21 protein-coding genes are annotated in these 25654 nt (G+C 70.4%); 11 read left to right on the top strand and 10 right to left on the bottom strand.

The genetic code is table 11. From position 1 onward, the window contains the following. Positions 1–16: 16 nt before the first annotated feature. Positions 17–1168: a YihY/virulence factor BrkB family protein gene (locus tag PV682_RS00365; protein WP_319722728.1), complete on the top strand. Its 1152-nt coding sequence runs from the start codon at positions 17–19 to the stop codon at positions 1166–1168. A gap of 102 nt (positions 1169–1270) precedes the next feature. Here the strand turns inward: PV682_RS00365 and PV682_RS00360 are convergent, their stop codons facing one another. Continuing rightward, positions 1271–2104: an SDR family oxidoreductase gene (locus PV682_RS00360; RefSeq protein WP_319722725.1), complete on the bottom strand. Its 834-nt coding sequence runs from the start codon at positions 2102–2104 to the stop codon at positions 1271–1273. A 68-nt stretch (positions 2105–2172) separates the two neighbouring features. Between PV682_RS00360 and PV682_RS00355 the strand changes: the two genes are divergently transcribed. Beyond that, positions 2173–2856, top strand: a complete 684-nt coding sequence (locus PV682_RS00355; RefSeq protein ID WP_319722723.1) for a helix-turn-helix transcriptional regulator — start codon at positions 2173–2175, stop codon at positions 2854–2856. A gap of 76 nt (positions 2857–2932) precedes the next feature. Here PV682_RS00355 and PV682_RS00350 read toward each other — a convergent pair whose 3' ends face one another. Further along, positions 2933–3331: a VOC family protein gene (locus tag PV682_RS00350; protein WP_319722721.1), complete on the bottom strand. Its 399-nt coding sequence runs from the start codon at positions 3329–3331 to the stop codon at positions 2933–2935. 101 nt (positions 3332–3432) lie between these two features. Here PV682_RS00350 and PV682_RS00345 point away from each other — a divergent pair, with 101 nt between their 5' ends. Next, positions 3433–3960: a DinB family protein gene (locus tag PV682_RS00345; RefSeq protein WP_319722719.1), complete on the top strand. Its 528-nt coding sequence runs from the start codon at positions 3433–3435 to the stop codon at positions 3958–3960. Here the strand turns inward: PV682_RS00345 and PV682_RS00340 are convergent. After that, positions 3947–4567: a VOC family protein gene (locus tag PV682_RS00340; RefSeq protein WP_319722717.1), complete on the bottom strand. Its 621-nt coding sequence runs from the start codon at positions 4565–4567 to the stop codon at positions 3947–3949. The genes PV682_RS00345 and PV682_RS00340 overlap by 14 nt on opposite strands. 213 nt (positions 4568–4780) lie before the next feature. Here PV682_RS00340 and PV682_RS00335 point away from each other — a divergent pair, with 213 nt between their 5' ends. Beyond that, on the top strand, positions 4781–5431 hold the full coding sequence (locus tag PV682_RS00335) for a ThuA domain-containing protein (protein WP_319722715.1): 651 nt from the start codon (positions 4781–4783) through the stop codon (positions 5429–5431). Positions 5432–5438: 7 nt separating this feature from the next. Here PV682_RS00335 and PV682_RS00330 read toward each other — a convergent pair whose 3' ends face one another. The 7 genes from PV682_RS00330 to PV682_RS00300 all read right to left on the bottom strand — a co-directional run bounded on the left by PV682_RS00330 (position 5439) and on the right by PV682_RS00300 (position 14317). Beyond that, positions 5439–6497: a LacI family DNA-binding transcriptional regulator gene (locus PV682_RS00330; protein ID WP_319722713.1), complete on the bottom strand. Its 1059-nt coding sequence runs from the start codon at positions 6495–6497 to the stop codon at positions 5439–5441. Positions 6498–6711: 214 nt separating this feature from the next. After that, complete coding sequence (locus PV682_RS00325; protein ID WP_407705579.1) at positions 6712–8547, bottom strand: family 43 glycosylhydrolase; 1836 nt, start codon at positions 8545–8547, stop codon at positions 6712–6714. A gap of 38 nt (positions 8548–8585) precedes the next feature. Further along, complete coding sequence (locus tag PV682_RS00320) at positions 8586–9491, bottom strand: carbohydrate ABC transporter permease (protein WP_319722709.1); 906 nt, start codon at positions 9489–9491, stop codon at positions 8586–8588. After that, positions 9491–10375, bottom strand: a complete 885-nt coding sequence (locus PV682_RS00315) for a carbohydrate ABC transporter permease (protein ID WP_109362766.1) — start codon at positions 10373–10375, stop codon at positions 9491–9493. The genes PV682_RS00320 and PV682_RS00315 overlap by 1 nt, the downstream gene beginning before the upstream one ends. Positions 10376–10386: 11 nt before the next feature. Beyond that, on the bottom strand, positions 10387–11724 hold the full coding sequence (locus PV682_RS00310) for an ABC transporter substrate-binding protein (protein ID WP_319722705.1): 1338 nt from the start codon (positions 11722–11724) through the stop codon (positions 10387–10389). 300 nt (positions 11725–12024) lie between these two features. After that, a complete protein-coding gene (locus PV682_RS00305; protein ID WP_319722703.1) occupies positions 12025–13152 on the bottom strand; it encodes a LacI family DNA-binding transcriptional regulator in 1128 nt (375 codons plus the stop codon). A 151-nt stretch (positions 13153–13303) separates the two neighbouring features. Further along, entirely contained in the window at positions 13304–14317 is a 1014-nt protein-coding gene (locus PV682_RS00300) for a hydroxyacid dehydrogenase (RefSeq protein ID WP_319722701.1), read from the bottom strand. Between the two features lie 566 nt (positions 14318–14883). Here PV682_RS00300 and PV682_RS00295 point away from each other — a divergent pair. The 7 genes from PV682_RS00295 (at position 14884) to PV682_RS00265 (ending at position 25651) form a co-directional block, all read left to right on the top strand. After that, positions 14884–16233: an extracellular solute-binding protein gene (locus tag PV682_RS00295; RefSeq protein WP_319722700.1), complete on the top strand. Its 1350-nt coding sequence runs from the start codon at positions 14884–14886 to the stop codon at positions 16231–16233. Next, a complete protein-coding gene (locus tag PV682_RS00290; protein ID WP_319722697.1) occupies positions 16230–17210 on the top strand; it encodes a carbohydrate ABC transporter permease in 981 nt (326 codons plus the stop codon). The genes PV682_RS00295 and PV682_RS00290 overlap by 4 nt, the downstream gene beginning before the upstream one ends. Continuing rightward, positions 17207–18043 (top strand): carbohydrate ABC transporter permease, encoded by an 837-nt coding sequence (locus tag PV682_RS00285; protein WP_109362767.1) that lies wholly within the window; start codon positions 17207–17209, stop codon positions 18041–18043. The genes PV682_RS00290 and PV682_RS00285 overlap by 4 nt, the downstream gene beginning before the upstream one ends. A 32-nt stretch (positions 18044–18075) precedes the next feature. After that, positions 18076–19602: a glycosyl hydrolase family 28 protein gene (locus tag PV682_RS00280; protein WP_319722694.1), complete on the top strand. Its 1527-nt coding sequence runs from the start codon at positions 18076–18078 to the stop codon at positions 19600–19602. Further along, positions 19599–22694 carry an alginate lyase family protein gene (locus tag PV682_RS00275; protein WP_319722692.1) on the top strand — a complete coding sequence of 1032 codons (3096 nt, stop codon included), beginning with the start codon at positions 19599–19601 and terminating at the stop codon, positions 22692–22694. The genes PV682_RS00280 and PV682_RS00275 overlap by 4 nt, the downstream gene beginning before the upstream one ends. 17 nt (positions 22695–22711) lie before the next feature. Continuing rightward, positions 22712–23971, top strand: coding sequence for an alginate lyase family protein (locus tag PV682_RS00270; RefSeq protein WP_319722689.1), 1260 nt, complete (start codon positions 22712–22714; stop codon positions 23969–23971). Between the two features lie 120 nt (positions 23972–24091). After that, complete coding sequence (locus PV682_RS00265) at positions 24092–25651, top strand: carboxylesterase/lipase family protein (protein WP_319722687.1); 1560 nt, start codon at positions 24092–24094, stop codon at positions 25649–25651. The last annotated feature ends 3 nt before the right edge of the window (positions 25652–25654 follow it).

Raw genomic sequence — 25654 nt, 5'->3', positions numbered from 1 at the left:
CGGATACCTTTAGGGCGTGCAGCCAGCAAGTCAGTCACCCCCGCACCACGCGGCACCGAGCCGTTTCCACCGGGCGCGCGCCCTCTACCGCGACGTGTCCATGCGCAGGACCGCCTGGCTGCTGCTCAAGGACACCGTCAACTCCTGCGTGGAGTACCGGATCCTGGGCCTGGCGGCAGAAGCCGCTTTCTTCACGTTGCTGTCCGTGCCGCCGCTGCTCCTCAGCCTCATCGGGCTGCTCGGGTACGTCGACGACTGGACCGGCACCGACACGATCACCAGCCTGGAGGCCAACATCCTGGACGCCTCCCGGACGGTCCTGTCCGACAAGGGTGTCCAGCAGCTCGCCCAGCCGATCCTCGACGACGTCATGAAGGGCGGCCGGCCCGACATCATCTCGATAGGGTTCCTGTTCGCCCTGTGGTCCGGCTCGCGCGCGGTGAACGTCTTCATCGACACCATCACCGTCATGTACGGCCTCGACGGCGTGCGCGGCATCGTCAAGACGCGGCTCGTCGCCTTCGCCCTGTTCATCGTCGCCCTCGTCATCGGGGCGGTCGCGCTGCCGCTGATGGTCGCCGGGCCCGACGCCGTCGTACGGGTCGTGCCCTGGTCGGCGACGCTCGTGCAGCTCCTGTACTGGCCGGTCGTGACCCTGCTGTCGATCGCCTTCCTGACCACGCTGTACCACGTGTCCGTGCCGGTGCGCTCGCCCTGGATCGAGGACGTGCCCGGCGCGCTCGTCGCCCTCGCGATGTGGGTGTTCGGCAGCTTCCTGCTGCGCATCTACCTCCAGAGCACCATCGAGGGCGCCACCATCTACGGCTCGCTCGCCGCCGCCGTCGCCGTCATGCTGTGGATCGGCGTCGCCGCGTTCGCCGTGCTCGTCGGGGCCGCCGTCAACGCCGCGATCGACCGCGTCTGGCCAGCCGCCGCGACCGCCGCCGCCCGCGCCGCCAACGAGCGGCTGCGCAAGGAGGAGGTCGTCGAGTACGTCGCCCGGATGTCCGCCGCGCAGGGCCGCGAGGACCCCGACGACCCCGACATGCCCTCCGAGTTCCCCGAACGCTGGTCCCGCTTCCTCCCCCACGAGAACGTCACGGCCCGCCTGCGGACCCACGCGAAGACGGTGGCGAAGGCGCAGGAGGAGCAGCGGCGGGAGAAGTGAGGGAGGGTGCGGGAGCGGGTTGCTGAGGGGGGGCGGGAGCGGTTGGTGGGGGAGGTTGTGGGAGCGGTTTCTGTCCGTTGCTACGCCGTTGCTGCGCCTTTGTTACGCCTTCCAGGCGCCCTCCGCCGCCGCCTCCCGGGCGTACTCCGCGAAGTCGCGCGGGGCGCGGCCCAGGACCTCGTGGACGTCGTCCGTCGACAGGAACTCGTTGTGGCCGTCGAGCAGCGCCGCGAACGTCTCGGTGAGGAACGCGACCTCGCCGGGCGGCAGGCCGAACGACGCCAGGACCCCGGCGTACTGCTCCGAGGTGACCGCCGTGTACGTCAGCTCCCGGCCCGACGCCCGCGCGATCTCGGCGACCGCCTCCCGGAACGTCATCAGGCGCGGGCCCGACAGGTCCAGCGCGCGGCCCACGTACCTCTCGCCCTCGGTGACCGTCCTCACGACGACCTCCGCGAGGTCCGCCAGATCCAGGAACGGCTCGGTCACCTCGTCCGCCGGGAACACCAGGTCGCCGGTGATCCGCAGGCCGTCCGCCATCGGGCCCTCGCTGAAGTTCTGGTTGAACCACGAGGCCCGGACGATCGTCCAGTCCGCGCCCGAGGAGGTCAGCGCGTCCTCGGCGGCCCGCGCGGAGTGCTCGCCGCGGCCCGAGAGCAGGACGAGGCGCCGTACACCGAGGGCGAGCGCCTGCTCGGCCAGCGCGCCGACCGCCTCGCCCGCGCCGGGGGCGCCGATGTCCGGCGGGTACACCAGGTACGCCGCGTCGGCGCCGCGCAGGGTGTCCGCCCAGGTCGCGGGGTCGGACCAGGAGAAGCCCTGGGCTCGGGAGGCGGGGCGGACCTTCAGGCCGGCGGCCTGGGCGGCTCGTGCGACGCGGCTGCCGGTACGGCCGGTCGCGCCGGTCACCACGAGGGTCGTGTCTGTGTTCGTCATGGGGCCAGTCAAGCGGGGGGTGGGGGTGAGTCCGCAAGAGCACCGGAGGAGCGGCGTAGCGTGGAAGCGTGTACGAGGAACGCCCGTCCCGCCTGACCGGCGCGGTGGTGTGGACGAACACGCCATCGGGGGCGCCGGGTGCGGTCCTGCCCGACGGCTGCATGGACCTGCTGTGGACCGAGGGTCGGCTCCTGGTCGCGGGGCCCGACACCCGTGCGTACGTCCCTGAAGGGCCGAGTGCCGCTTGGACTGGCGTCCGCCTCTATCCCGGCACCGCGCCCGCCCTGTTGGGGGTCCCCGCGCACGAACTCCGCGACCGGCGCGTCGAGTTGGCCGACCTGTGGCCGGCGTCGGAGGTGCGGCGGATCAGGGCGCGGATCGCTTCGGCTCCGAACCCGGCAGCGGGCTTGGAGGAGTTGGCCCTGGAACGGGCGGCGCCTTCTGATCCGCTGCTGTCCCGCCTGGTCACCGCGCTCGACGCGGGGCGCTCGGTGTCGGCTACGGCGGATGAACTGGGGCTGGGGGCACGGCAGTTGCACCGACGCTCCCTGTGGGCCTTCGGGTACGGGCCCAAGACGCTGGCGCGGATCCTCCGGCTGCAACGGGCGGTGGGGTTGTTGCGGCGGGGGGTGGCTCCGGCGGAGACGGCGGTGCGGGCGGGGTACGCGGATCAGGCGCATCTGTCGCGTGAGGTGCGGGAGTTGGCGGGGGAGACGCCGACGGGGTTGGTGAGGCGGGCGACGGATGGGTAACGCCCTGAGAGGTGCGGGCGAGTGTCCGGTGGGAGAGCCCGCACCGTGAGGTGTTGGGGCAGGTACCTGGCACTTTTCATGCCTGGCTCAACGGCGCGAACAGATCCACCCCGTTGCCGTCCGGGTCGTGCACTACCGCGTACCGCTGCCCCCATACGGCGTCCCACGGTTTCATCTCCCCGTGATGCCCTGCGGCGATCAACTCCTCGTACACGGCGTCGACTTCACCAGGCCCGTCGCACAGCAGCGCAAGGGACGCCCGCCCACCCGGACCCGGCGTCTCGAAGCCGGGGGAGAAGGAGCGCACCATCTCCTCCGTGTCGAGCATGAGGCGCAGTCCGCCGGGGAGGGCGGCCTCGGTGTGCCCCTCCCGTTCGGCGCCCTCGGGGAAGGCGAAACCGAGGCGGCGGTAGAAGGCGACGGACGCGGACATGTCGTGGACGAGGAGGCCGATGGCGTCGAAGCGTGGAGTCATGGGGGCACCGTAGGCAGGCGGGGAGACGCCGGTCTTGAAGGAAACGGACGTCTTCCGGAAACCGTTTGCACAACATCCGCCCCCGCCGCGAGGGTGTCCCGATGACCACCCCGCGCCTCGACCTCCTCCGCTGGCAGACCGACCTGACCTGGTCCCTCTTCACGTACCACCTGGACCTCCTGCGACCGGACGACCACCTCTGGGAACCGGCGGACACCTGCTGGACGCTCCACCCGGACGGGGCGGGCGGCTGGACGCCGGACTGGGCGGAGACCGAACCCGACCCGGTGCCGGTCCCGACGGTCGCGTGGGTCAGCTGGCACCTGGGCTGGTGGCTGGGCACGACGACGGACCACGTACTGGGCCGAACTCCCCGCAAACGGAAGGACGTTGCCTGGCCGGGCCCGGGCGGACCGGCGATCACCTGGCTCCGGACCCTGTACGAGGAGTGGACGGCGGCCGTGGCAAGCCTCACGGACGCCGACCTCGACCGCCCCTCCGCGTACCCCTGGCCGGAGGGCGCGGGCCTCACGCTGGCCCACCAACTCGCCTGGGTGAACGCCGAGTTGATGAAGAACGTCGCGGAGATCGGCCAACTCCGCATGATCCGTACGGTCAGTCGAACGTGACGGTCCCGTTGGGCGTGTCCAGCGTGAACGACATGCCCAACGCCCCTTCGGAGACGGGGAGTTCGACGTCGAGCGCGGCAAGGGCGGACCGCACCGCCGAAGGATCGGGAGCCGTTGCCGACAGCGACACCAGCGGAGTGACGGGCAGCCCCGACGCGGTCGGATGCGGAGAGGACCCCCAGTCGATGAGGAACGGAACGAGCCCGGAGGACCCGTCCGTCAGCCGCCATTCGAGCAGCGCTCCGTCGGGACGGCGCCGGCTCATCGCCCGCACCTCGCCGGGGTCGTACCCGCGCGCCCGCGCGGCCGTCACCGCGAGGTCGATGTCCGGCGGGGCGATCGCCCAGGTCAGCGTGGTGGGCCGGGGCAGCCGGTCCACCCCGAACGGCCGTGCCCCCCGATGCGCGGACTGCTCCGGATCGGGCCCGATGATCTCCAGATACGCCCCACCCCCCAGCCCCACGAGGTGATTACGCGTACCGAGCCCGACATGCACCCCGCCCGGCGCCGGCACGACCCCCGTCCGCCGGGCGAAGTCATCGACGGTAGCGGCCAGTTCGGGCGTCGCGAGCACGAGATGGTCGAGCCGTGCGGGAATCGTGTTCATCCCGCACGAGCCTACGCGCAAGCCCTTCACAACAGGACCCACGAGACGGAACGGGCTCGGACCGTGTTGTCGCACTCCCGCCCGTCGAATCGAGCCCGCTCGGCAGGCGGAGTCCCTCAAGGGATGAGTAACCGGTTACTACGAAATTTTCGGTAGCCCAGAGACCCCTGCCCGGCCCCGCCTCCGCCCGCCCACCGGCATAGGCTCGACCCCATGGCCCCACGTCTGCTCGTCTACAGCCGCACCACCGGCTACCGCCACGACTCCATCCCGTACGCGGCCGACGCCCTGCGCGCGGTCATGGGGGAGTGGACGGTCGACCACACCGAGGACCCGGCGGCCCTGGACTCCCCGCTGACGCGGTACGCGGCGGTCCTCTTCCTCTCCACCAGCGGCGAGGTCCTCACCCCGAAGGGCCGTGAACTCCTCAAGGAGTACGTCGAGTCGGGCGGCGGGTTCGTCGGGGTGCACGCGGCGGCCACGACCGAGTACGAGTGGCCCTACTACGGGGAGCTCCTCGGCGCCCGCTTCGACCGGCATCCTGAGTACCAGCCCGGCAAGGCGGTTGTGGAGGACGCGGATCATCCCGCCACGCAACACCTGCCGAAGGTCTGGGACTTCACCGACGAGTGGTACGACTTCCGCACCAACCCCCGGGGTTCGGTACGGGTGTTGCTGACCGCCGACGAGTCCTCGTACGAGGGCGGCGGCATGGGGGAGGACCACCCGCTGGCCTGGACCCGCACGCAGGGGGAGGGCCGGGTCTTCTACACGGCCCTCGGGCATGCGGAGGAGGCGTACGACGACCCGGCGTTCCGGGCGCACCTGCGGGGCGGTATCACCTGGGCGGCGCAAGGGAGTTGACGAGGCGTCAGGCGTGGGTGCGGATCCGGGGCGGTGCCGTGCTCGCCCGTACGACCAGCCGTGTCGACAACTCCGTACGGGTCCCCTCCGGGCGCTCGCCGTCCATCATCCGCACCAGCAGGCGCAGCGCGGTCGCCGCCATCTCGCCGAGGGGCTGGCGGACGGTCGTGAGGCCGGGGCTGGCCCAGCGGGACTCGGGGAGGTCGTCGAAGCCGACGACGCTGATGTCGTCGGGGACTCTCAACCCGTGTTCCGCCAGGGCCTCGTAGACGCCGAGGGCCATGTGGTCCGAGCAGACGAAGACGGCGGTGGGGGGCTCGGGCAGGTCGAGGAGTTCGCGCATGCGCTGGCGCGCGGTGGACTCCTCGAAGCAGCCGTACCGGATGTACTCGGGCCGCTGCGGCAGCCCGGCGGCGGCGAGCGCCGAACGGTAGCCCGCCACCCGGGCGTTGCTGCACTGCTTGCGGCGGCGCCCCGCGATGACGGCGATCCGCTCGTGCCCGAGCGCCAGCAGGTGTTCCGTCGCGCTCACCCCGCCCTGCCAGTTCGCGGCGCCCACCGACACGGCGCCGGGCGGCGGTTCGTGCGCCGGGTCGATCATCACGTACGGGATGCGGTGCTGTTCCAGCCACGCGTACTGCGAGTCCGTCAACTCGGCCAGGTTGAACAGGACTCCGGCCGAACCGCGGGTCGTCAGCTTGTCGAGCCAGCCGCGCTGCGGGCGGTCGCCCCGGGCGCTGCGGCCGAGGCCCGCCGAGACGACGACGTCCAACCCCGCCTCGTGGGCGGCCTGTTCGACGCCGTGCAGCACCGCGCCCGACCAGGAGCTGTCCAGGGAGTGGACGACGAGGTCCACCAGCCTGGGCGGCTTCGACGCGTCGAACCGGGGCCTGCGGACGTACCCCAGCCGGTCCAGCGCCTCGGTGACCCGGCGCCGGGTCTCCGGTGCCACGTCCTCCCGGCCGTTGACGACCTTCGAGGCCGTCGGGACCGACACCCCGGCCTCGCGCGCCACGACCGCCAGCGTCGGTCCGGCCGTCACGTTCGGACTCACCGTGCGGACCATAGGGAACCCACCTCTCCGGCCCGCCATTGGGCCAGCGAAAGCTCGACCAGCGCTGTTTCGGCCGTTTTCGTGCGCCCGGCCGACAGAAAGCGCTTGCTATCCTAAAGGCGCCGCAGCGTGACGGGAAGACACCGGGAGTCACGGGTTCACATGACCGGAATCGCGGACGTGAATTTTCGAAACCCCGAACAGGCGCGGGGGTTTCTGGTGCACCTTAGGGGGATTTCCGCGGCAACTCCTCGCACTCCAGGCGGAAGTCACGGAAGTCCGCGGTGAACGCGGCATCGACGAGATCGCGGGCGTGAATCCCTACGAGCGTGCCCGTGAAGCGCAGTCCGCCGCCGTGGTCGTCGGAGAGGCGGCTCGCGTCCAGGGGCGGGCCGACCTGGGTGTACGTGTCGTCGCGCAGGTACCAGAACCGCGCCTCCGTCCCCTCCACGGAGACACCGATCGTGATCGGTGCGCCCAAGTCGACGTCCACCACGGCGACTTCACGCGCCCCCGTCTCGTCCCGGTCGATCAGGCTGAGGACCGTACGGCCCTCGCCGCGCCACTGCTGGCCGCGCTGCTTCTCGCCCGGGGGCTCCGACCAGGTGAGATCGAGGCTGAGGTACGCCTCCGCGTCGTACCGCAGGATCAGGCCGGCGGCCTGCGTGAACGTCGACGGGCTTGCCTCGACGGTGACCTGGGCCACTGCGTGGTGTTCGGTGAGGCGTTGGGCGAGGAGGCTCTGGGACCAGCGGGACTCCGGGCCCTGGCGTCCGCGCAGGCGGATCCAGCCCGGGCGCGAAGTGACGTCGGCCCAGGAGGGGTCGGGGGGTTCGCGGAGGGTGCTCCAGGGCCAGCCCAGGGGGTCGGTCGGCCGGTTGGTCGGCCAGTTGCTCAGCTGGAGGGAAGTTTCCGAAAGAGGGTCGTCGGGAGTTTCGGAAACCGGCGCCGGAGAGCCCGTCCTCCCGGCGACCGGTGGGCCGGAAACCGGCACCCCGGCAACCGGCCCTCCAGGAACCGGAGTTCCGGAAATCGCCGGTACGGCCACCTCCACCGCCGGATGCCACCCCCCGCCCCTCAGCCGGGGCCACCCCTCCTCGTCCCACTCCACCGCCTGCACCGCGGTCTCCCGCCCCAGCGTGCAGCGCGGCCCCTCCGGAGTCTCCAGCGGGCGCCCCACCAGATGGCTGAGGAACCACTCGCCCCCGGGTGACCGCACCAGCTCCGCGTGCCCCGCCTTCTGCAACGGCACCGACGGATCGTCCCGGGACGTCAGCAGCGGGCGGTCGGCGATCTCGTACGGCCCGGTCAGGCAGCGGCTGCGCGCGGTCAGGACGCCGTGCTCGAAACCGGTTCCCCCCTCGGCCAGCACCAGGTGGTACCAGCCGTCCCGCTTCAGCAACTTCGGCCCCTCGACGAGCCGTTCGTGCTGGAGCAGCAGGTGGGTGTCGCCGAGCGGCTTCAGCGTCGCCCGGTCCAGCTCCGTCGCGACGATCCCCGAGAAGCGGTTCCCGGCCGGGCGGTGGTCGTTCTGGAGGTTGAGCAGCCACAGCCGGCCGTCCTCGTGGAAGAGGGCGGGGTCGAAGCCGTGACCCGCCACCCGGCGCGGCTCGGCCCAGGGACCGGAGACGTCGGGTGCGGTCGTGACGTACGTATCGAGGTCGAAGTACGGCGTGCCGACCGAGCGGACGATCGCGTACACCATCCAGAACGACTCGCCGTCCCAGCTCAGCGAGGGCGCCCAGATGCCGGCGGAATCGGGCACGCCCGCGAGGGAGTTGCCGGGGACGGCACCCTCGACATGACCGGCGTGCTCCCAGTGCGCCAGGTCGCGGGAGCGGTGGACCGGGATCGTGGGGAACCACTCGAACGAACTCGTCGCGATGTAGTACCAGTTGCCCGCGCGGACGAGGGAGGGGTCGGGGGCGAAGCCGCGGATCACCGGGTTGCGTGCCACCGACTGCCCCTCGGTGCACGCCACTTGTGAGGTGCACGCCACTTGTGAAGCGCAGGCCGCCACCCGGGAAGCGCCGCCCGGCACTTGAGCCTCCTCGCCCGGCATCTCAGCCTTCTCGCCCGGCACTTGTGGCTCCTCGCCCGTCACTTCAGTGCCCCCAGCGTCACGCCCGACCGCCAGTACCGCCGCATCGCCACCATCATGATCGCCATCGGCACGATCGACAGCAGCGCGCCCGTCAGGACGAGGCTCGTCAGGTCGACCCCCGACTCCAGCCGTTTCCCGGACCAGTTGTAGAGGCCGATGTTCAGCGTCCAGTTGTTCTCGCCGCGCAGCACGGTCAGCGGCAGGAAGAAGGAGTTCCACGTGTTGACGAACGCGAGCAGGAACACCGTCGCGCCGCCGGTCGTCATCATGCGCAGCACGATCGAGAAGAAGATGCGCAGCTCGCCCGCCCCGTCGAGCCGCGCGGCCTCCAGGAGTTCGTAGGGAATCGTCGACTCGGTGTAGACCTTCGCGAGGTACACGCTGAACGGGTTGATCAGGCAGGGGACGAGCATCGCCCAGGGCGTGTCGACCATGCCGATCTCGGAGAACAGCAGGTAGAGCGGGAGCGTGAGCAGGGCGATCGGGATGAGGAACGAGCCGACGACCGACGCGAAGACGAGGCCCCGCCCGGGGAAGTCGAAGCGCGCCAGGCCGTACCCGGTCGCGAGGGCGATCAGCGTGCCGCCGAGGGAGCCGACGCCCGCGTACAGCAGGGAGTTGGCGGTCCAGCGCAGGAAGATGCCGTCCTCGTAGGTGAACAGCTGGTGCAGGTTGTCCCAGAGGTGCCAGCCGGAGAACCAGAGGCCGTTGGACTGGTACAGGCCCGTACGGTCCTTGGTCGCCGCGACGATCAGCCACCACACGGGGAAGAGGCTGTAGACGCATCCGAGCGTGAGCCCGATGAGCAGGAACCGCTGGCCGCCGCGCGAACGGGAGCGCGGATCGGGTTGCGTGAGTCGGCGGACCGCCGTTTTCGGCGCGCGGTCTTCGGTCAGGGTCATCAGTCGGCCTCCCTCGATGTCAGCCGGTAGAAGACGAAGGAGGCGAGGCCCAGGATCAGCGCGAGGAGCACCGAGAGGGCCGCGGCGTAGTGGTAGTTGCCGGCGTTGAACGCCTGGTTGTAGATGATCATGATCGGGGTGAAGCTGTCGTCGACCGTCTGCGGTGTGACGTTCCTGAACAGCGCGGGCTCGTTGAAGATCTGGAGCATCTGGATGATCGACAGCAGCCCGGTCAGCACCAACGCGCCCCGCACGTACGGCACTTTGATGCTGCGGGCGATCCTGAGCTCGGAGGCGCCGTCCAGCCGGGCCGCCTCGAACAGCTCGCGCGGGACCGCCTGGAGCGCCGAGTAGATGATCACCATGTTGTAGCCGATGCCGTGCCAGGTCAGCAGGTTGCCGATGGACGGCCACACCATCGACGGCGCGAAGAAGTTCCAGTGGAACCCGAACACGTCCCCGATCGCCGTCAGCGGACCGACGTCCGGGCTGTACAGGTTGATCCAGACGATCGCCGCGACGACCCCCGGGATCATGTACGGCACGAGCAGCAGGATCCGGAACCGGCTCGCCGCGCGCGAGGTCACCGCGTCGAGCAGCAGCGCGAGCACCAGGCTGACCAGCAGCATCACCGGGATCTGCACACAGGCGAAGACCACGACCCGCAGGACCGAGCCCATGAACGCCGAGTCGGTGAGGCCCTCGCGGTAGTTGTCGAGGCCGGTGAACTTCTCCGTCGAGCCGCCGAGGCCGAGCCCGGACTGCTGGACCTTGAAGAGCGACTGGTAGACGGCGTAGCCGATCGGGAGGAGGTACAGAAAGACGAAGCCGAGCTGGAAGGGCACCGTGAACGCGGCACCCTTCCAGCGCTGGGAGCGGATCATCGGAAGCTTCCTCAGCCCTTCACGGTGATGCCACGGGACTTGAGGTCGTCGACCGTCCACTTCTGCATGTGCGCCAGCAGGTCGGTGACCTTCTGCTCCTTGCTGACCACCTTGGCCCAGCCGGCTTGCAGCTCACTGAACATGGCCGTCCAGTCCGGGCCGAACGTCCAGTCCGTCGTCACTGTGTTCAGGCTGTCGCCGACGACCTTCTTCGCCGGTTCGTAGTGCGCGCCCAGCAGCTTCCGCGAGATCGACTCGTCGATGTACGAGCCGGTGTCGGCGAGCGCCGGCATCACGCCGTTGCCGGTCTCGGGGCTCGCCATCGTCTTGACCGCGCCCGGGTCCGTGGACATCCACAGCGCGGCCTCGGCGGCCTGCTTCGGGTTCTTGCAGTCCTTCGTCACCAGGGTGACGCTGCCGGTCAGGTTAGTGCCCGCCGGGGTCTTCGGTGCCTCGCCCGCGAACGTCGGCCACGGCGCCAGCGCCCACTGGCCGAACGACTTCGTGAAGTTCTGCACCATGCCGGCCATCTGCCAGGTCGAGATCTGGCGCGTGACGGTGCCGCCGTTGTCGTAGTTGCGCTGTACGGCCGCGTAGTCGGCGAACGAGAGCGTCGAGTTGAGGTCGTTGTCGATGATGTCCTGGATCACCTTCGCGGCCTTCAGCGTGCCCGCGTCCTGGAAGTCGATCTTCCACGCGTTCCCGTCGATCGCGTACCAGTGCGCGCCCGCCTGCATCGCGAGCACCTCCAGCGTGGAGGGGTCCTCACCGGCGTAGTTCGTGATCTTGATGTTGTGCTTCTTCAGCTCCTTGCCGGCCGCGACGAACTCGTCCCACGTCGTCGGCGCCTTGATGCCGTACTTCTGGAAGACGTCCGCCCGGTAGATCGTGAAGTTCGGCGAGGAACTGGTCGGCACGCCGTAGAACTTGCCCTGCACCTGCGCGCTCGCCCAGGAACCGGCGTTGAACTTGTCCTTGCTGGACTCCACGTACTGCGAGACGTCGGCCAGCGCGCCCTGGGACACCCACGTCGTCACGTATTCGGCGGTGTTCTGCACCAGACACGGGGCGTTGCCCGCCTTCACCGCGTTCGTCAGCTGCTTCTGCATCGTCAGCTGGTCGGTGACCTTCGTGTACTTGAGCTGGACGTCCTTGTGGGACGCGTTGAACGCCTTGACGACCGCCTCCTGACCGTTCGCCCACCCCCAGTAGGGGAGGGTGACCGGGCCCGACGCCGAGGAGCCGCCGTCGTCGTCGCCCGAACCGCCGCAGGCGGCGAGCAGACCTGTCAGCGCGATTCCCGCTGCGGCTGCGCGGGCGATCCTTCTGCGGGGGCTGATGGCATTCATCTGACCGTGATCCTTCGGGAAGTAGGCGTCTCGACGGGGCGAGAGCGGCGGCTCGGTACTGGCCGTAGGCGGCGGCCGGACGGCGAGGAGATGGCTGCGTCGGGCCGGCTCAAGCGGAAGGTGTAGTAACCGGTTGCTGTGACGTTAGGCCGACAGGATCGGCATTATCAAGAGGCGTGCGAGAAAATCTTGGGCGAATCGGCCCGAAATCCGGTAACCGTTTACGTACCCTGCCGGGGCGTGCGGAGGGCGTTCCCGCCGAGGGTCCGGGACACTCGACTCGGCTGTACGGCAGGCGGGTTACCGCAGCGGCCCGGGCGGCCGGACCGAGTCCCGTACGACGACGTGGGTGCCCAGGATCAGGTGCTCGGCCTCGGTCGGCCTGCCCTCCCCGGACGGCCCGGAACCGGCGAGGTCCAGCCCGGCCCTGCGGTCGGCGACCGCGCGCAGCGCGACCCGGCCCATCTCCTCGTACGGCACGTGCACCGTCGTCAGTCCGGGCGTCAGCTGCGAGGCCAGCGGGATGTCGTCGTACCCCGCCACCGACACGTCGTCCGGCACCCGCAGGCCCACCGATCTCAGCGCCTGCATCGCGCCCGCCGCCACCACGTCCGTCCCCGCGAGGACCGCCGTGAAGCCCGGGGTCCGCGCGAGCGCCTGCTGGACCGCCGCGTACCCGTGCTCGTAGTCGTACGAACCGCGCCGCACGAGCCCCGGGTCGAACGGCACCCCGTACGCCTCGAAGGCCCGCCGCGCGCCCGCCAGCCTGCCCTGGGCGGTGGTCAGTCCGGACGGGCCCGGCAGCACCAGGACCTTGCGGTGGCCGGCCGACAGGACGTGGCTGGCCATGGCGTAGGCGCCCGCCTCGTTGTCATAGTCCACCGTCGTCGCCGGGACGTCGCCCTCCAGCGGCGGCCTGCCGACCAGGACCAGATGCGAGCCCGCCGCGTCCAGCGAGCGCGCGAAGCGGCCCATCCTCGTCTGGTACTCCGTGCGGTCGTAGGCCCCGCCGAGCAGCACCACGGCCGCCACGCCCTGCTGGCGCATCATGTTGACCAGCGCCAGCTCCCGCTCGGGGTCCTCGCCCGTCGTGCCGACCAGGGAGAGCCAGCCGCGCAGCGTCGCCGCGCCCTCGACGCCCTTGGCGACGTGCGCGAACGCGGCGCCGGTGATGTTGTTCATGAGGATCGCCACCGTCGGCGTACCGCCGCCCGCCAGCGATCTCGCGTGCGCGTTCGTCACGTAGTCCAGGTCCCGGACCACCTTCATCACGCGGCTGCGGGTGTCCGCCGCCACCGGGTAGTTGCTCACGCCCAGCACCCGGGAGACGGTCGCTACCGAGACCTTCGCCTCCTTCGCCACGTCCTTTATCGTCACCCTGCGCTTGGGTCGGCCGATCTTCTTGACGCCCGACTTTCGCTCACTCACCGTCACGCCTCCTTCCAGTCATGGGGGGTTCCACCGGCTCCTGACGGCCTCTCCGCCACCGCCGCCCGACCCGGTGACGACAAGGTATCCCGGCGGCGGACGACTCGTCAGAACCTGTGGATAACTTTCGTCTATGCAGGTCAGAAGGGGTTCAGGCGCTTCTGGCGAGGTCCGCGTGCCGGACCTCGTGGGCCGGCGGGAGCCCCTCCGTGAGCCGCTCGACCTCCGTCACGACGATCTCGCCGAGCCGTCGCAGCTCGTTACCGAGCGAACCGGCGATGTGCGGCGTGAGGATCACGTTCGGCAGCGTGTAGAGCGGCGAGCCGGCGGGCAGCGGCTCGGGTTCGGTGACGTCGAGGATCGCGGTGAGCCGCCCCGCCACCACCTCGTCGGTGAGCGCCGCGTGGTCGACCAGCGCGCCCCGGGAGGTGTTGATCAGGACCCCGCCGTCGGGGATCAGCGACAGGCGCGCGCGGTCCAGCATGTGGTGCGTCTCCGGGATGTCCGGCGCGTGCAGGCTGACGATGTCGCTGCGGGTCAGCAGCTCCTCCAGGGACATCAGGCGGGCGCCGAGCTTCTCCGCCTCGCCGGAGTCGACGTACGGGTCGTGCAGCAGCACCTCGAAGTCGAACGGCCGTAGCAGTTCGAGCAGCCTGCGCCCCACGCGCGACGCGCCGATCACCCCGACCCGGCGGCCCAGATTCCCGATCGGCGCGGTCTCCGCGGGCGTCGGCTGCGCGTGCGTACGGCGGTAGGTCTCGCGCAGGGAGAAGAAGTTCTTCCCGGCGAGCAGGATCATCGCGAGCGTGTACTCCGCGACGGGTACGGCGTTGGCGGTGACCGCGCTGGAGACGCTCACCCCGCGCGCCCACAGGGCGTCCCCGACCAGGGAACGCACCGAGCCCGCCGCGTGCAGCACGGCGCGGAGCTTCGGGGCCGCGGCCAGGGCCTCGGCGCCGAGGTGGGGGCAGCCCCAGCCGGTGATCAGGAACTCCGCCTCCGCCAGCGCGGAGGCCGCCGCCGGGTCGGTGAGGTCCTGGACGACGAGCGCGGGGTCGATGTCGGCGGTCCGGCGCAGCCGCTCCAGCACGGGCTCGGGGAACAGCAGCGGGAGGTGCACCGGATCCATGGCGAACACGGCCCTGGGCAGCGGGGCGCTGGGCATGACTCTCCTGAGGGCGAGTGGGGGCGAGTGAGGGCGGGTACGGGAAACGTTTACTGAAAGCGTCTTCTACCGTAAATCTGTGGCCGAGTCATGGTCAATCAGTCGGAGCGGATCAGTCCCGTTCGGCCCGGGGTCCGGGCTGAGCTGCCAATATCCCATCGGCACCGGGGCATTGAGGCCGCGCGGGGTGTACGGGGCAGGTGGACCGGGTGTGCGTGAAGGGGGCCGAGTCGTCACAACCGGTTGTGGTTCGCGCGCCCCGACGGTCTGTGTGGATCCGGCGGACGGGGCGGGTGGGCGGTGCTGGTCCGGGGCGGTTCACGGGGTCGCTGTTCGTGCAGCTCAGGAGCGTATCCCGGCCGTATCGGCGGCCTGTCGGGCGGGCCTTCCGGAGCGACCGGGCACGTGCACGGAGTTTTCGAAAACGTGCGCAAACCCTTGACGAGCCCCGTGAAGCGGCAGAAGCTCAGCGCACTCGGTCGTAGCAACCGGTTGCTACGCATTACTCGGGCGAGCCGCCGCCCTGCCCGTTTCCCCCTCTCCCATCTCCCAGAAGGCGAGACCCCATGCGCTCCCACGCCGGTGCCCCTCCCAGCCGACGCAGGTTCCTCGCGCTGTCGGCCGGTGGGGCCGTGGCCGGTGCGGCGGCGCTGAACGGCTGCGCGCTCCAGGTCTCCGGCTCGGTCGGCGGCGGGGGCGAGACCGTCACGATGATGGTCTCGCCGGGTGACATCACCCCGGACCAGGTCAGGCAGGCCAAGAAGAAGCTCGGGATCTCCATCGAACTGGTCAAGTGGGACATCACCAAGCTGATCGCGATGCTGACCAGCGGGAACCCGCCCGACCTGGTGCGCGGTGTGGGCGCGGTGGACGCCGCGTACTTCGCGGCCCGGGACACCGCCGAGAACCTCGACCCGTACTTCGCGCGCTCCACCGTCCTCAGGGCCGCCGACCTCGACCCGGTGAACGACCTGTGGCGCTTCGACGGCCGCACGCAGGGCAAGGGGCCGCGCTACGGCATGGCGAAGGACTTCTCCCAGGACTCCATGTACTGGTACAACACCGCCGTCTTCGACAAGGCGGGCATCCCCTACCCGTCGCAGACCGAGCCGGTCACCTTCGAGCAGTGGCAGGAGGACGCGCGCCGCCTCGTCCAGCGCAAGCGGGGCCAGACCATCGTCTTCGGCGGCAGCTACGCCGGCCTCACCCGCTCGACGCTGCTCGCGACGATGACGGCCTCGGCGGGCGGCAGCCTCTTCAACGACGACTTCTCCCGCGCCGACTTCACCACCCCCGAAGCCCGCAAGGCGCTCGCCTGGTACATCGACTACTGCCACACCAAGGTCGGGCCGAGCCTGATCCAGCCCGACCCCAACGGCTGGGACGGACCCACCTACCAGGCCGGACGCATGGCGATGACCAACTCCGGCTACTGGCTCGGCGGAATGATCGCCACCGACCCGAAACTCGCCGCCGTCTCCCGGCTCGCCCCCGCACCCGTCTTCGCCGGCGGCCCCCGCATCAGCGCCTGCCAGGGCGGCACCGGACTGTGGATGCCGAAGAAGGCGAGGAACAAGGACGCCGCCTGGCGGATCTTCGAGTGGTTCTTCGGCGAGGAACCCGCCAGGGAACGCGCCGCCGGAGGCTGGGGCATCCCCACCCTCAAGTCCCTGCGCCCCCTGATGCCCCATCAAGAGGCGTACCAGCAGCGGACGTTGAAGGTGCAGGAGGACGAACTCAAGCATTACTCGGTCGTCTCCTTCACCCCGTACACGCGGGCCGACGCCCTCGACGCCCTCTTCAACCAGGTCGCTCCGGCGGCGATGAACGGCGCGATCTCCGTCGACAGACTCGCCGGACAGCTGAACGACGTCGTCAACGAGCAGCTCAAGCGCGGTAAGGAGCAGGTGGGATGACGGTCGATCAGATCACTGCCAAGCCGGTACGGCCCGAGGCGCCTTTGGTGCACGGCAAGCGCGGCACGACCATGGTCGCCCGCCGCCACCGCGCGTTCTACCTGTTCACCTCCCCCTGGATCATCGGCTTCGTACTGCTGACCGTGATCCCGATGGGGTACGCGCTCTGGCTCAGCTTCACCACGTTCGACGGGATCTCCCCGCACTGGAGGTTCATCGGACTCGGCAACTACCGCGAGCTGATGGGCGATCCGGTGACCTGGGACGCCCTCGGCCGGTCCGGGCTCTTCGCCGTGACGTCCGTGCCGCTGTCCATCGCCGCCGGGCTCGGACTCGCCGTCCTGCTCAACAGGCCCCTGAAAGCACGGGGGTTGTTCCGGACGCTGATCTATCTGCCGGCGGTGGTGCCGCCGGTCGGCGCGGGACTCGCCTTCAAGGCGCTGTTCGACCAGAACTCCGGTGCCACCAACGGGGCGTTGACATTCCTCGGCATCGACGCCGTGGGCTGGCTCGCCGACCCGTACGCGCGCTACGTGCTGCTGATGACCGTGCTGTGGACCGCCGGCAACATCATGATCATCTCGCTGGCGGGGCTCCAGGACGTACCCCGCGAACTCCACGAGGCGGCCACACTCGACGGGGCGAGCGCCTGGCGGACGTTCCGCAGCATCACCGTCCCGCTGCTGTCGCCCGTCCTGCTCTTCCAGACCGTCACCGGGATGATCGCCTCGGTGCAGACCATCATGCCGCTGCTGCTCGCACCGCTCGGCGACACCAGCGGGATCACGACCGTCCCGCAGTCCAACTACCTGTACATGATGCACGTGTTCGCGCAGTACTTCGCGCTCGGCCGGTACGGCTACGCCTCCGCGCTGCTGTGGGTGCTCTTCGTCATCATCCTCGCCGTGACGGGACTGCTCTTCAGGTTCACGTCCGGCGTGGTCTTCTACAACGTCGACCCGGAGGCGAAGAAGTGACCACGACCGTCCGCGTCCGCACGGGCCGCCTCGCCCTCTACACCGGACTCGTCGCCCTCACCGGCCTGTTCCTCGGCCCGTTCGGCTGGCTGATCCTCACCGGCCTGAAGACACAAGGGGAGTTGGCGGCCTCACCCGTCCACTGGCTGCCCGACCACTTCCAGTGGCACAACTTCGCCGACGCCTTCACCCAGATCGACTTCCTCGGATACGCCCGCAACTCCCTGATCATCGCGCTGATCTACGCCACGCTCGTCACCCTCAGCTCCGCCTGGGTCGGGTTCGGGTTCGCGCGCCTCGACGCACCAGGGAAGAAGACCCTGTTCGGCATCCTCATCGGCTCGATGATGCTGCCCCAGATGATCACCCTGCTGCCGACCTACCTCATCTTCGCCAAGCTCGGCATGGTCGACACGTACTGGCCGTGGGTCCTGTGGGGACTGTCCGCCGCGCCCTATCTCGTCTTCCTGTTCCGGCAGTTCTTCGCGGGCCTGCCGCGCGAACTGGAGGAGGCCGCGATCATCGACGGCGCCGGATACGCGGGCATCTTCTGGCGGATCTTCCTCCCGCAGTCCTGGCCCGTCCTGTCCGCGAGCTTCATCATCGCCTTCACCTGGACCTGGGGCGACTACATCGCACCCCAACTCCTGCTCTCCACCGACCGGACCACCCTCGCGGTCGCCGTGATGACGACCTACGTCAACGACTCGGGGGCGCCGGTCCCCGAACTCCAGGCCGCCGCCTCGGTGATGTACGTCGTGCCGATCCTGCTGGTGTTCCTCGTCGCCCAACGCGGCTTCGTCGCCGGGATGTCGACGTCGGGACTCAAGTAACTCCTTCCTCCGCGCCTTTACCAGGAGCCGCTATGAACACGCCCCTCTCCCGCCGCACCGCCCTCCAGGCCGCCGGCGCCGCCACCCTCGCCGCCGGGCTCACCGGCATGACGGCCGGCGCGGCGGACGCAGCCTCGGACGACGCCAACTCGGCCCCGAAGCTGGTCACTTACCCCCGCCCCACGTCGATGCCGACCAACACCGGCTACAAGGTCCGCGTCCGCACCGCCCCCGACGGCGACTGGCAGACCCTCGACATCTGGCGCCCCCAGCTCGGCGAGATCAACGCGGCCACCGGCTCCGGCAAGGTCTACAACTCCTCCCTGGTCTCCTTCGACTTCCACGGCTCCGTCGAGATCGAGGTGACCTACCTCAAGGGCGGCACCACCAAGGCCCGCGTGAGACCCGACTCGTACGGCATCACGCCCGAACTCCTCGGCGACACCCTCCGGTTCACCCTCGACGAACCGCGCAACGTCGTCGTCCAGATCAACGACGACGTCTTCGACACCCTGCACGTCCTCACCGGCCGCCCCGACCCGCACGCCCCCAAGTCCGGTGACCCGGACGTCCTTTACTTCGGGCCCGGCGTGCACACCGTCTCCGGCGGCACCCTGAAGGTCGCCGAGGGCCAGACCGTCCACCTCGACGGCGGCGCCGTCCTCACCGCGACCGTCCTCTTCCAGGGCGTGAAGAACGCCCGCCTGACCGGCCGCGGGTTCATCAACTCCACCTCCGGGGGCGGGGCGTTGGTGGAGAACAGCGAGAACATCAGCATCGAGGGCGTCACGATGCTGAACCCGAACGGGTACGCCACCCAGCTCGGCAACAGCAAGAACGTCCACATCAAGGGCCTGCGCTCGTTCAGCTCGAAGGGCTGGGGCGACGGCATCGACGTCTTCTGTAGCGAGAACGTCGTCATCGACGGCGTCTTCATGCGCAACTCCGACGACTGCATAGCGATCTACGCGCACCGCTGGAACTACTACGGCGACACCCGCAACGTCACCGTGAAGAACGCGACCCTCTGGGCCGACGTCGCGCACCCCATCAACGTCGGCACGCACGGCAACACCGACAACCCCGAAGTCATCGAGAACCTGCACTTCCAGAACATCGACATCTGCGACCACCGCGAACCGCAGATGAACTACCAGGGCTGCATCGCCCTCAACCCCGGCGACTCCAACCTGATCCGTAACGTCCGCGCCGAGGACATCCGGATCGAGAACTTCCGCTGGGGCCAGGTCATCTACATGAAGGTCATGTACAACACGAAGTACAACACCTCCGTCGGCCGGGGCATCGAGAACGTCTACATCAAGAACCTCACCTACACCGGCACCAACGCCAAGCCGTCGCTGTTCCTCGGCTACGACGCCGAACACGCCATCAAGAACGTGACGTTCGAGAACCTGGTGATCAACGGGCAGGCCATCGCCGACTCGATGAAGAAGCCGGGCTGGTACTACACCACCGACGTCGTGCAGTGGTTCGCCAACGAGCACGTCATCAACCTGAAGTTCATCACCACCGCGGAAGCGCAGGCCCAGCAGTGAGCCCCATCAGCCGCCGCGGACTGCTGAGTTCGTCCGCAGCCCTGTTCCTCGCCGCCGGGACGAGCACCCTGACCGTCCCGGCGGCGAGCGCCACCATCCGTACAGCACAAGGGAGTTCGGGGTTCGCCCACCCCGGCCTGCTGCACACCGCCGACGACCTGGCCCGCCTGACGGCCGCCGTCGCCGCCAAGCAATCCCCGGTGTACGACGGCTACTTGGCGCTCGCCGGGCACGCCCGCTCGCAGAGCACGTACGCCGTCCAGAACACCGGCCAGATCACCTCCTGGGGCCGGGGCCCCACCAACTTCCAGAACCAGGCCGTCGCCGACTCGGCCGCCGCCTACCAGAACGCCCTCCTGTGGGCGGTCACCGGCAACCGGGCCCACGCCGACAAGGCCCGCGACATCCTCAACGCCTGGTCGGCCTCGCTGACGATCGTCACCGGCGCCGACGGACCGCTCGGCGCCGGGCTCCAGGGCTTCAAGTTCGCGAACGCCGCCGAACTCCTGCGCCACACCGGCTACGACGGCTGGGCCGAGGCCGACATCGCGCGCTGCGAACGGTCGTTCCTCGACGTCTGGTACCCGGCGGTCTCCGGCTACATGCTGTACGCCAACGGCAACTGGGACCTGACGGCCGTTCAGACGATCCTGGCCATCGGGGTGTTCTGCGACGAGCCCACCCTCGTCGAGGACGCCCTGCGCTTCGCGGCGGCCGGCGCCGGCAACGGCAGCGTCGCCCACCGCGTCGTCCAACCGGACGGCCAGGGCCAGGAGTCGGGCCGCGACCAGGGCCACGAGCAGCTCGCCGTCGGCCTCATGGGCGACATCGCGCAGGTCGCCTGGAACCAGGGCGTCGACCTGTGGGGCTTCGACGGCAACCGCATCCTCGCCAATGCCGAGTACGCGGCCCGCTACAACCTCGGCGGCGACGTCCCCTTCACCCCCGACCTCGACCGCACCGGCAAATACATCAAACAGACGGTCTCCGCGATCGGCCGCGGCAACCTGCCGCCGATCTACGAGATGTACCTCGCGCACTACCAGGGCGTACGCGGCATCGAGGCGCCCAACGTCCGGGCGGCCGTCTTCCGGGGCGCGAACGGCGCCCGCGCGGTCGAGGGCAGCAACGACGACCTCCCGAGCTGGGGGACCTTCGCCTACGCCGGTACGACGGCCCCCGCGCCGACGGTTCCGGCGCCCCCGGCCGGGCTCACCGCCGTGGGGGAGGAGCGCGCGGTCCGGCTGGCCTGGCTGCCCTCTGTTGCTGCAAGCGGTTACACCATCCGGCGCGCCACCCACCCCGCCGGCCCCTACACGGTGCTCGCGACCGGCGTGGGCGCACCGGAGCACACCGACACCGCCGTCCGGCCCGGACGGGCCTACCACTACACCGTCAGCGCCTCCAACGACCTCGGGGCGAGCGGGAGTTCGGCGGCCGTCGCCGCCAACGCCGGGCTGCCCGGGCCCTGGACGAGCGGGGACGTCGGGGCGGTGAAGATCCCCGGCTCGACCGCGTACGACGGGGAACGGTTCGTGCTGGAGGCGTCGGGCACCGCCGACACCCACCAGTTCGCCCACCTCCCCCTGCGCGGCGACGGATCGGTGACCGCGCGGATCGTGTGGCCGCTCAGCTCGCAGTACTCCAGGATCGGCGTCACGCTCCGGAACTCCACCGACCCCGACGCGGCCCACGCCTCCCTGCTGATCCAGGGACTGCCGCTGCACACCTGGAGCGGCGTGTGGAGCGTACGCCCCGCCCAGGGCGCCGCCGTTTCAGCAACCGGTTCCACACCCGTTCCCCCCACCCAGCAGGAGGCGATCACCACCAAGGCCGCCTTCCCCCTCGCCGGCCTCGGCACGCTCCCCGAGTCGGCGACCCCGCTCGAAGCGCCGTACGTCGAGGGCGCGGGCGACGGATACCGGCTGCGCGCCCCCTACTGGGTACGGGTGACGCGCACGGGCCGCCGCTGCACCGGAGCGATCTCCCCGGACGGCGTCCACTGGACCGAAGTCGGTTCCACGGACGTCGAGTTGGGCCGCACGGTCCGCGCGGGACTCACCCTCACCTCCTGCCTGGGCGTCGACGCGCCGTACGCCGGGACCGGGACCGGCGCCTTCGACAACGTCACCGTGACGGACGGCTCCGGAACCCTCTGGCGCACCCCGCGACCCACCCGCACCGCCACCGACCTCACGGCCGGGCCGAACGGCCTCACCTGGACCGACCCCGACCTGTCCGCCCGGTACACCGTCCTGCGCGCCCCCCGCCCCGGCGGCCCCTTCCGGGCCGTCGCCACCGACGTCGGACCCGTCGGCTTCGGCACCCGCATCCGCTGGACCGACCCGACCGCCGACCCCGGCACGACGTACCACTACGCCGTCGCCAAGACCAACTCCACCGGAACCGGCCCCTGTTCGGCGACCGTGGCGGCCCGTGTCGCGGCGGCGCCCGCACCCGTCGTCCAGGTCCCGCCGAGCCGGGTCCCCGCCCCCTGGACCGCCGCCGACCTCGGCGACACCGTCACCGACCGGTCCGCGTTCGGCACGCTCGGGGCCGTCGCGATCCTCACCCCCGGCAGCACCACGTACGCGGACGACACCTTCACCGTACGCGGCGCGGGCGTCGACCTCAGCGCCAACAACCAAGGGATGACAGGCCAGTTCGTACGGCGACAGGTCAGCGGGGACTGCACGGTCACCGCGCGGCTGCTGTCCCGGGAGGGCGCCACCGCCGACCGGGTCGGGCTGCTGATGGCCAAGTCCGCGAACCCCTTCGACCTCGCCGCCGGGATCGTCGTGACCGGCGGGAGCACCGCGCAGCTCATGCTGCGCCCGACGGTCGCCGGAGCCTCCGCGTTCAGCGGCGCCACGGCCGTACAACTCCCCACCCTGCTACGGCTGAAGCGCACGGGAACCGCTTTCGCCGCAGCCGTCTCCGCCGACGACGGCGCCACCTGGACCACCCTCGCCGAGGGCACGGTCCCGCTCTTCGGTGACGCCCCCTACCACGTGGGCCTGGTGGTCTGCTCGCGCAGCCAACTCGCCCTCGCCACCGCACGGTTCACCGAGGTGATCATCACCTCCGACTAGACGGGAGCCCCACCCCCATGAGCCGCACTCCCCAAAGCACTCCCCAGAGCACGCCCCAACTCCCCAGCCGCCGCACCCTGTTGAAAACGGCGGGCGGCCTCGGCGCCGCCCTCGCGCTCGGCTCGGCGGCCTCCGCGCTGACCCCCACCACCGCGGATGCCGCCCCGGCGACCTTCACCCACCCCGGCATGCTCCACAACGCCGGTGACATCAACCGCGCCAAGGTCCGCGTCGCCGCGGGCACCGACCCCTGGCTGGCCGGCTGGAAGAGGCTGACCGCCAACTCCCACTCCGCCTCCACCTGGACGAACCGGGCCACCGCCACCATCGTCCGCGGCGGCACCGGCGAGAACTACCCCCAGCTGTACAACGACATCGCCGCCGCCTACCAGAACGCCCTGCGCTGGCGGGTCGCCGGCACCGAGGCCAACGCGGCCTGCGCCGCGAACATCCTCAACGCCTGGTCGAAGACGCTGACGTCGGTCACCGGCAACGCGGACCGCTTCCTCGCCGCCGGCATCTACGGCTGGGAGTTCGCCAACGCCTGCGAACTCATGCGCGGCTACCCGGGGTTCGACCTCGCCGCCGCCCAGGAGATGCTGGCGCGGGTCTTCTACCCCCTCAACAACCAGTTCCTGACCGGCCACAACGACGCCTGCATCACCAACTACTGGGCCAACTGGGACCTCTGCAACATGGGCTCCGTCATGGCCATCGGCATCCTCAACGACGACGCGGCCAAGTACGACCAGGCCGTCACCTACTTCAAGTCCGGCGCGGGCAACGGCTCCATCAAGAACGCCGTCCCCTTCCTCCACACCGACTCCGACGGCTACGCGCTCGGCCAGTGGCAGGAGTCCGGCCGCGACCAGGGCCACACCGTCATGGGCATGGGCCAGATGGGCGCGATCTGCGAGATGGCCTGGAACCAGGGCGACGACCTGTACTCGTACGACGACCGCCGGTTCTTCAAGGCCGCGCAGTACGTCGCCAAGTACAACCTCGGCCTCGACGTCCCCTTCACGACGTACACCTGGGGTACGGGGCAGAACTGCGCCCGCCAGTCCCATACGGTCGTCTCCGCGACGTCCCGGGGCCAGGCCCGCCCGGTCTGGGCGCAGCTGCACTTCCACTACAACCGGCGCCTGGGCCTCGACGACAAGTACATCGCCCAGATCTACGCCGCCGTCGCCCCCGAGGGCGGCGGCGGGGACTACGGGACCACGAGCGGAGGCTTCGACCAGCTCGGCTTCGGCACCCTGATGTACGCCAAATAGGGCGATGTACGCCGAATAGCCCCCTGAACGGCTCGTGCACCGGAATACCGGGCGTCCCTGTGGTGCTCTGGTACTACCCGGTGCACGAGTGCGGCGAAGGGCTGGTGGCGAATGAGGCCGGTGGTCAAGACCCCTTACGGCGATGTACGCGGCAGGTATGAGAACGGCGTCTCGGTCTTCCGGGGTATCCCGTACGCGGCGCCCCCCTTCGGGGCCCTGCGGTTCAGGCCCCCGGCGCCGCCCGAGCCCTGGAGCGGCGTCCGGGACGCCGGGGCGTTCGGTCCCACGGCGCCGAAACCCCCGTACTCCGAAGCCTTCGCGCAGTTCCTGTCCGACCCCGACATCCCAGGGGACGACTGCCTCAATCTCAACATCTGGACGCCCGAGCCCGGCCCCGGCGCCCGGCTGCCCGTCGTCGTCTGGTTCCACGGCGGCGCGCTGACCAGGGGCTCCTCCGCCGTGCCGGTGTACGACGGGACGTCGTTCGCGCGGGACGGGATCGTGTTCGTGTCCCTCAACCACCGGCTCGGCGTCGAGGGCTACGGCCTCTTCCCGGACGCCCCCGCCAACCCCGGACTGCGCGACCAGCTCGCCGCGCTCCAGTGGGTGCACGACGCGATCGGCGCGTTCGGCGGCGACCCCGACCGGGTCACCCTGATGGGCCAGTCGGCCGGCGCGATCAGCATCGGCGCCCTCATCGCCGTACCGCGGGCGCAGGGCCTGTTCCGGCGGGCTGTGCTCCAGAGCGGGGCGCCCGAGGCGTCCGACCGGGACAAGGTGCGGCGGATGGTGCGCCGGATGGCGAACCGGCTGAAGGTGCCGGCGACCGCCGAGGCGTTCGCGGCCGTCGACCGGGAACTGCTGCTGCGCACGCAGTACGAGGTCGGGCGGCTCTCCAGCCCCGTCCTCGGCGGGCCCGCGTTCGGCATCGTCACCGACGGCGACCTCGTGCCCCGCGACCCGCTCCAGGCGCTGACCGACGGCGATGTCGCCCGTGACGTGGACCTGCTCGTCGGCTGGACCCGCGACGAGTACCGGCTCTGGCTCGTCCCCGGCGGACTCGTCGAGCGCGTCGACCGGCTCGGACCCGTCGCCCTCGCGGGGGCCATGGCCCGCTGCCACTGTGGCTCCGAGGTACCACGGGGCTACCGGGCCCTCCACCCGGACGCCGGGCCCGCCGAGGTCGTCGGCCAGATGGTCACCGACCACATGCTCCGCCGCCCCCTGCACCGCCTCGCGGACTCCCGCCCGGGTACGTCATACCTGTACGAGTTCGCCTGGCCCTCCGGACGCCCCGGACTCGGCGCCTGCCACTCCCTCGAACTCGGCTTCGTCTTCGACGCCGGCCACTCGCCGGACTCCGTGAAGCTCGCGGGAGGAAACCCGCCGAAGACGCTTGCCGTGGAGATGCACGGGGCGTGGACGCGGTTCGTCAAGACCGGCGACCCCGGCTGGGAGGCGTGGGACGCGACCCACCCCGTGCGGGTCTTCGGGGACGGGGAGACGCGGACGGTGCCCGGCCTGCGGGACGCCGATCTCGCGCTGTGGGACGCCGGGCCGGCCGTGCCGCACCAGGCCGAGGCCGTTGTGGAACCGCTTCCCGCCCGTTCTCTGCGGGGGACCGAGCTGCGGTCGGTGGTACGGAGGCTGCGGCGGACGGGGTCCGGTAAAGCGGGGTAACCG

This window comes from Streptomyces niveiscabiei (genome assembly GCF_033794345.1).
In the GTDB taxonomy this organism is placed as follows: Bacteria; Actinomycetota; Actinomycetes; order Streptomycetales; family Streptomycetaceae; genus Streptomyces; species Streptomyces niveiscabiei.
Note: the sequence above shows the minus strand (reverse complement) of the source record. Positions and strands in the feature narration are given on the sequence as shown.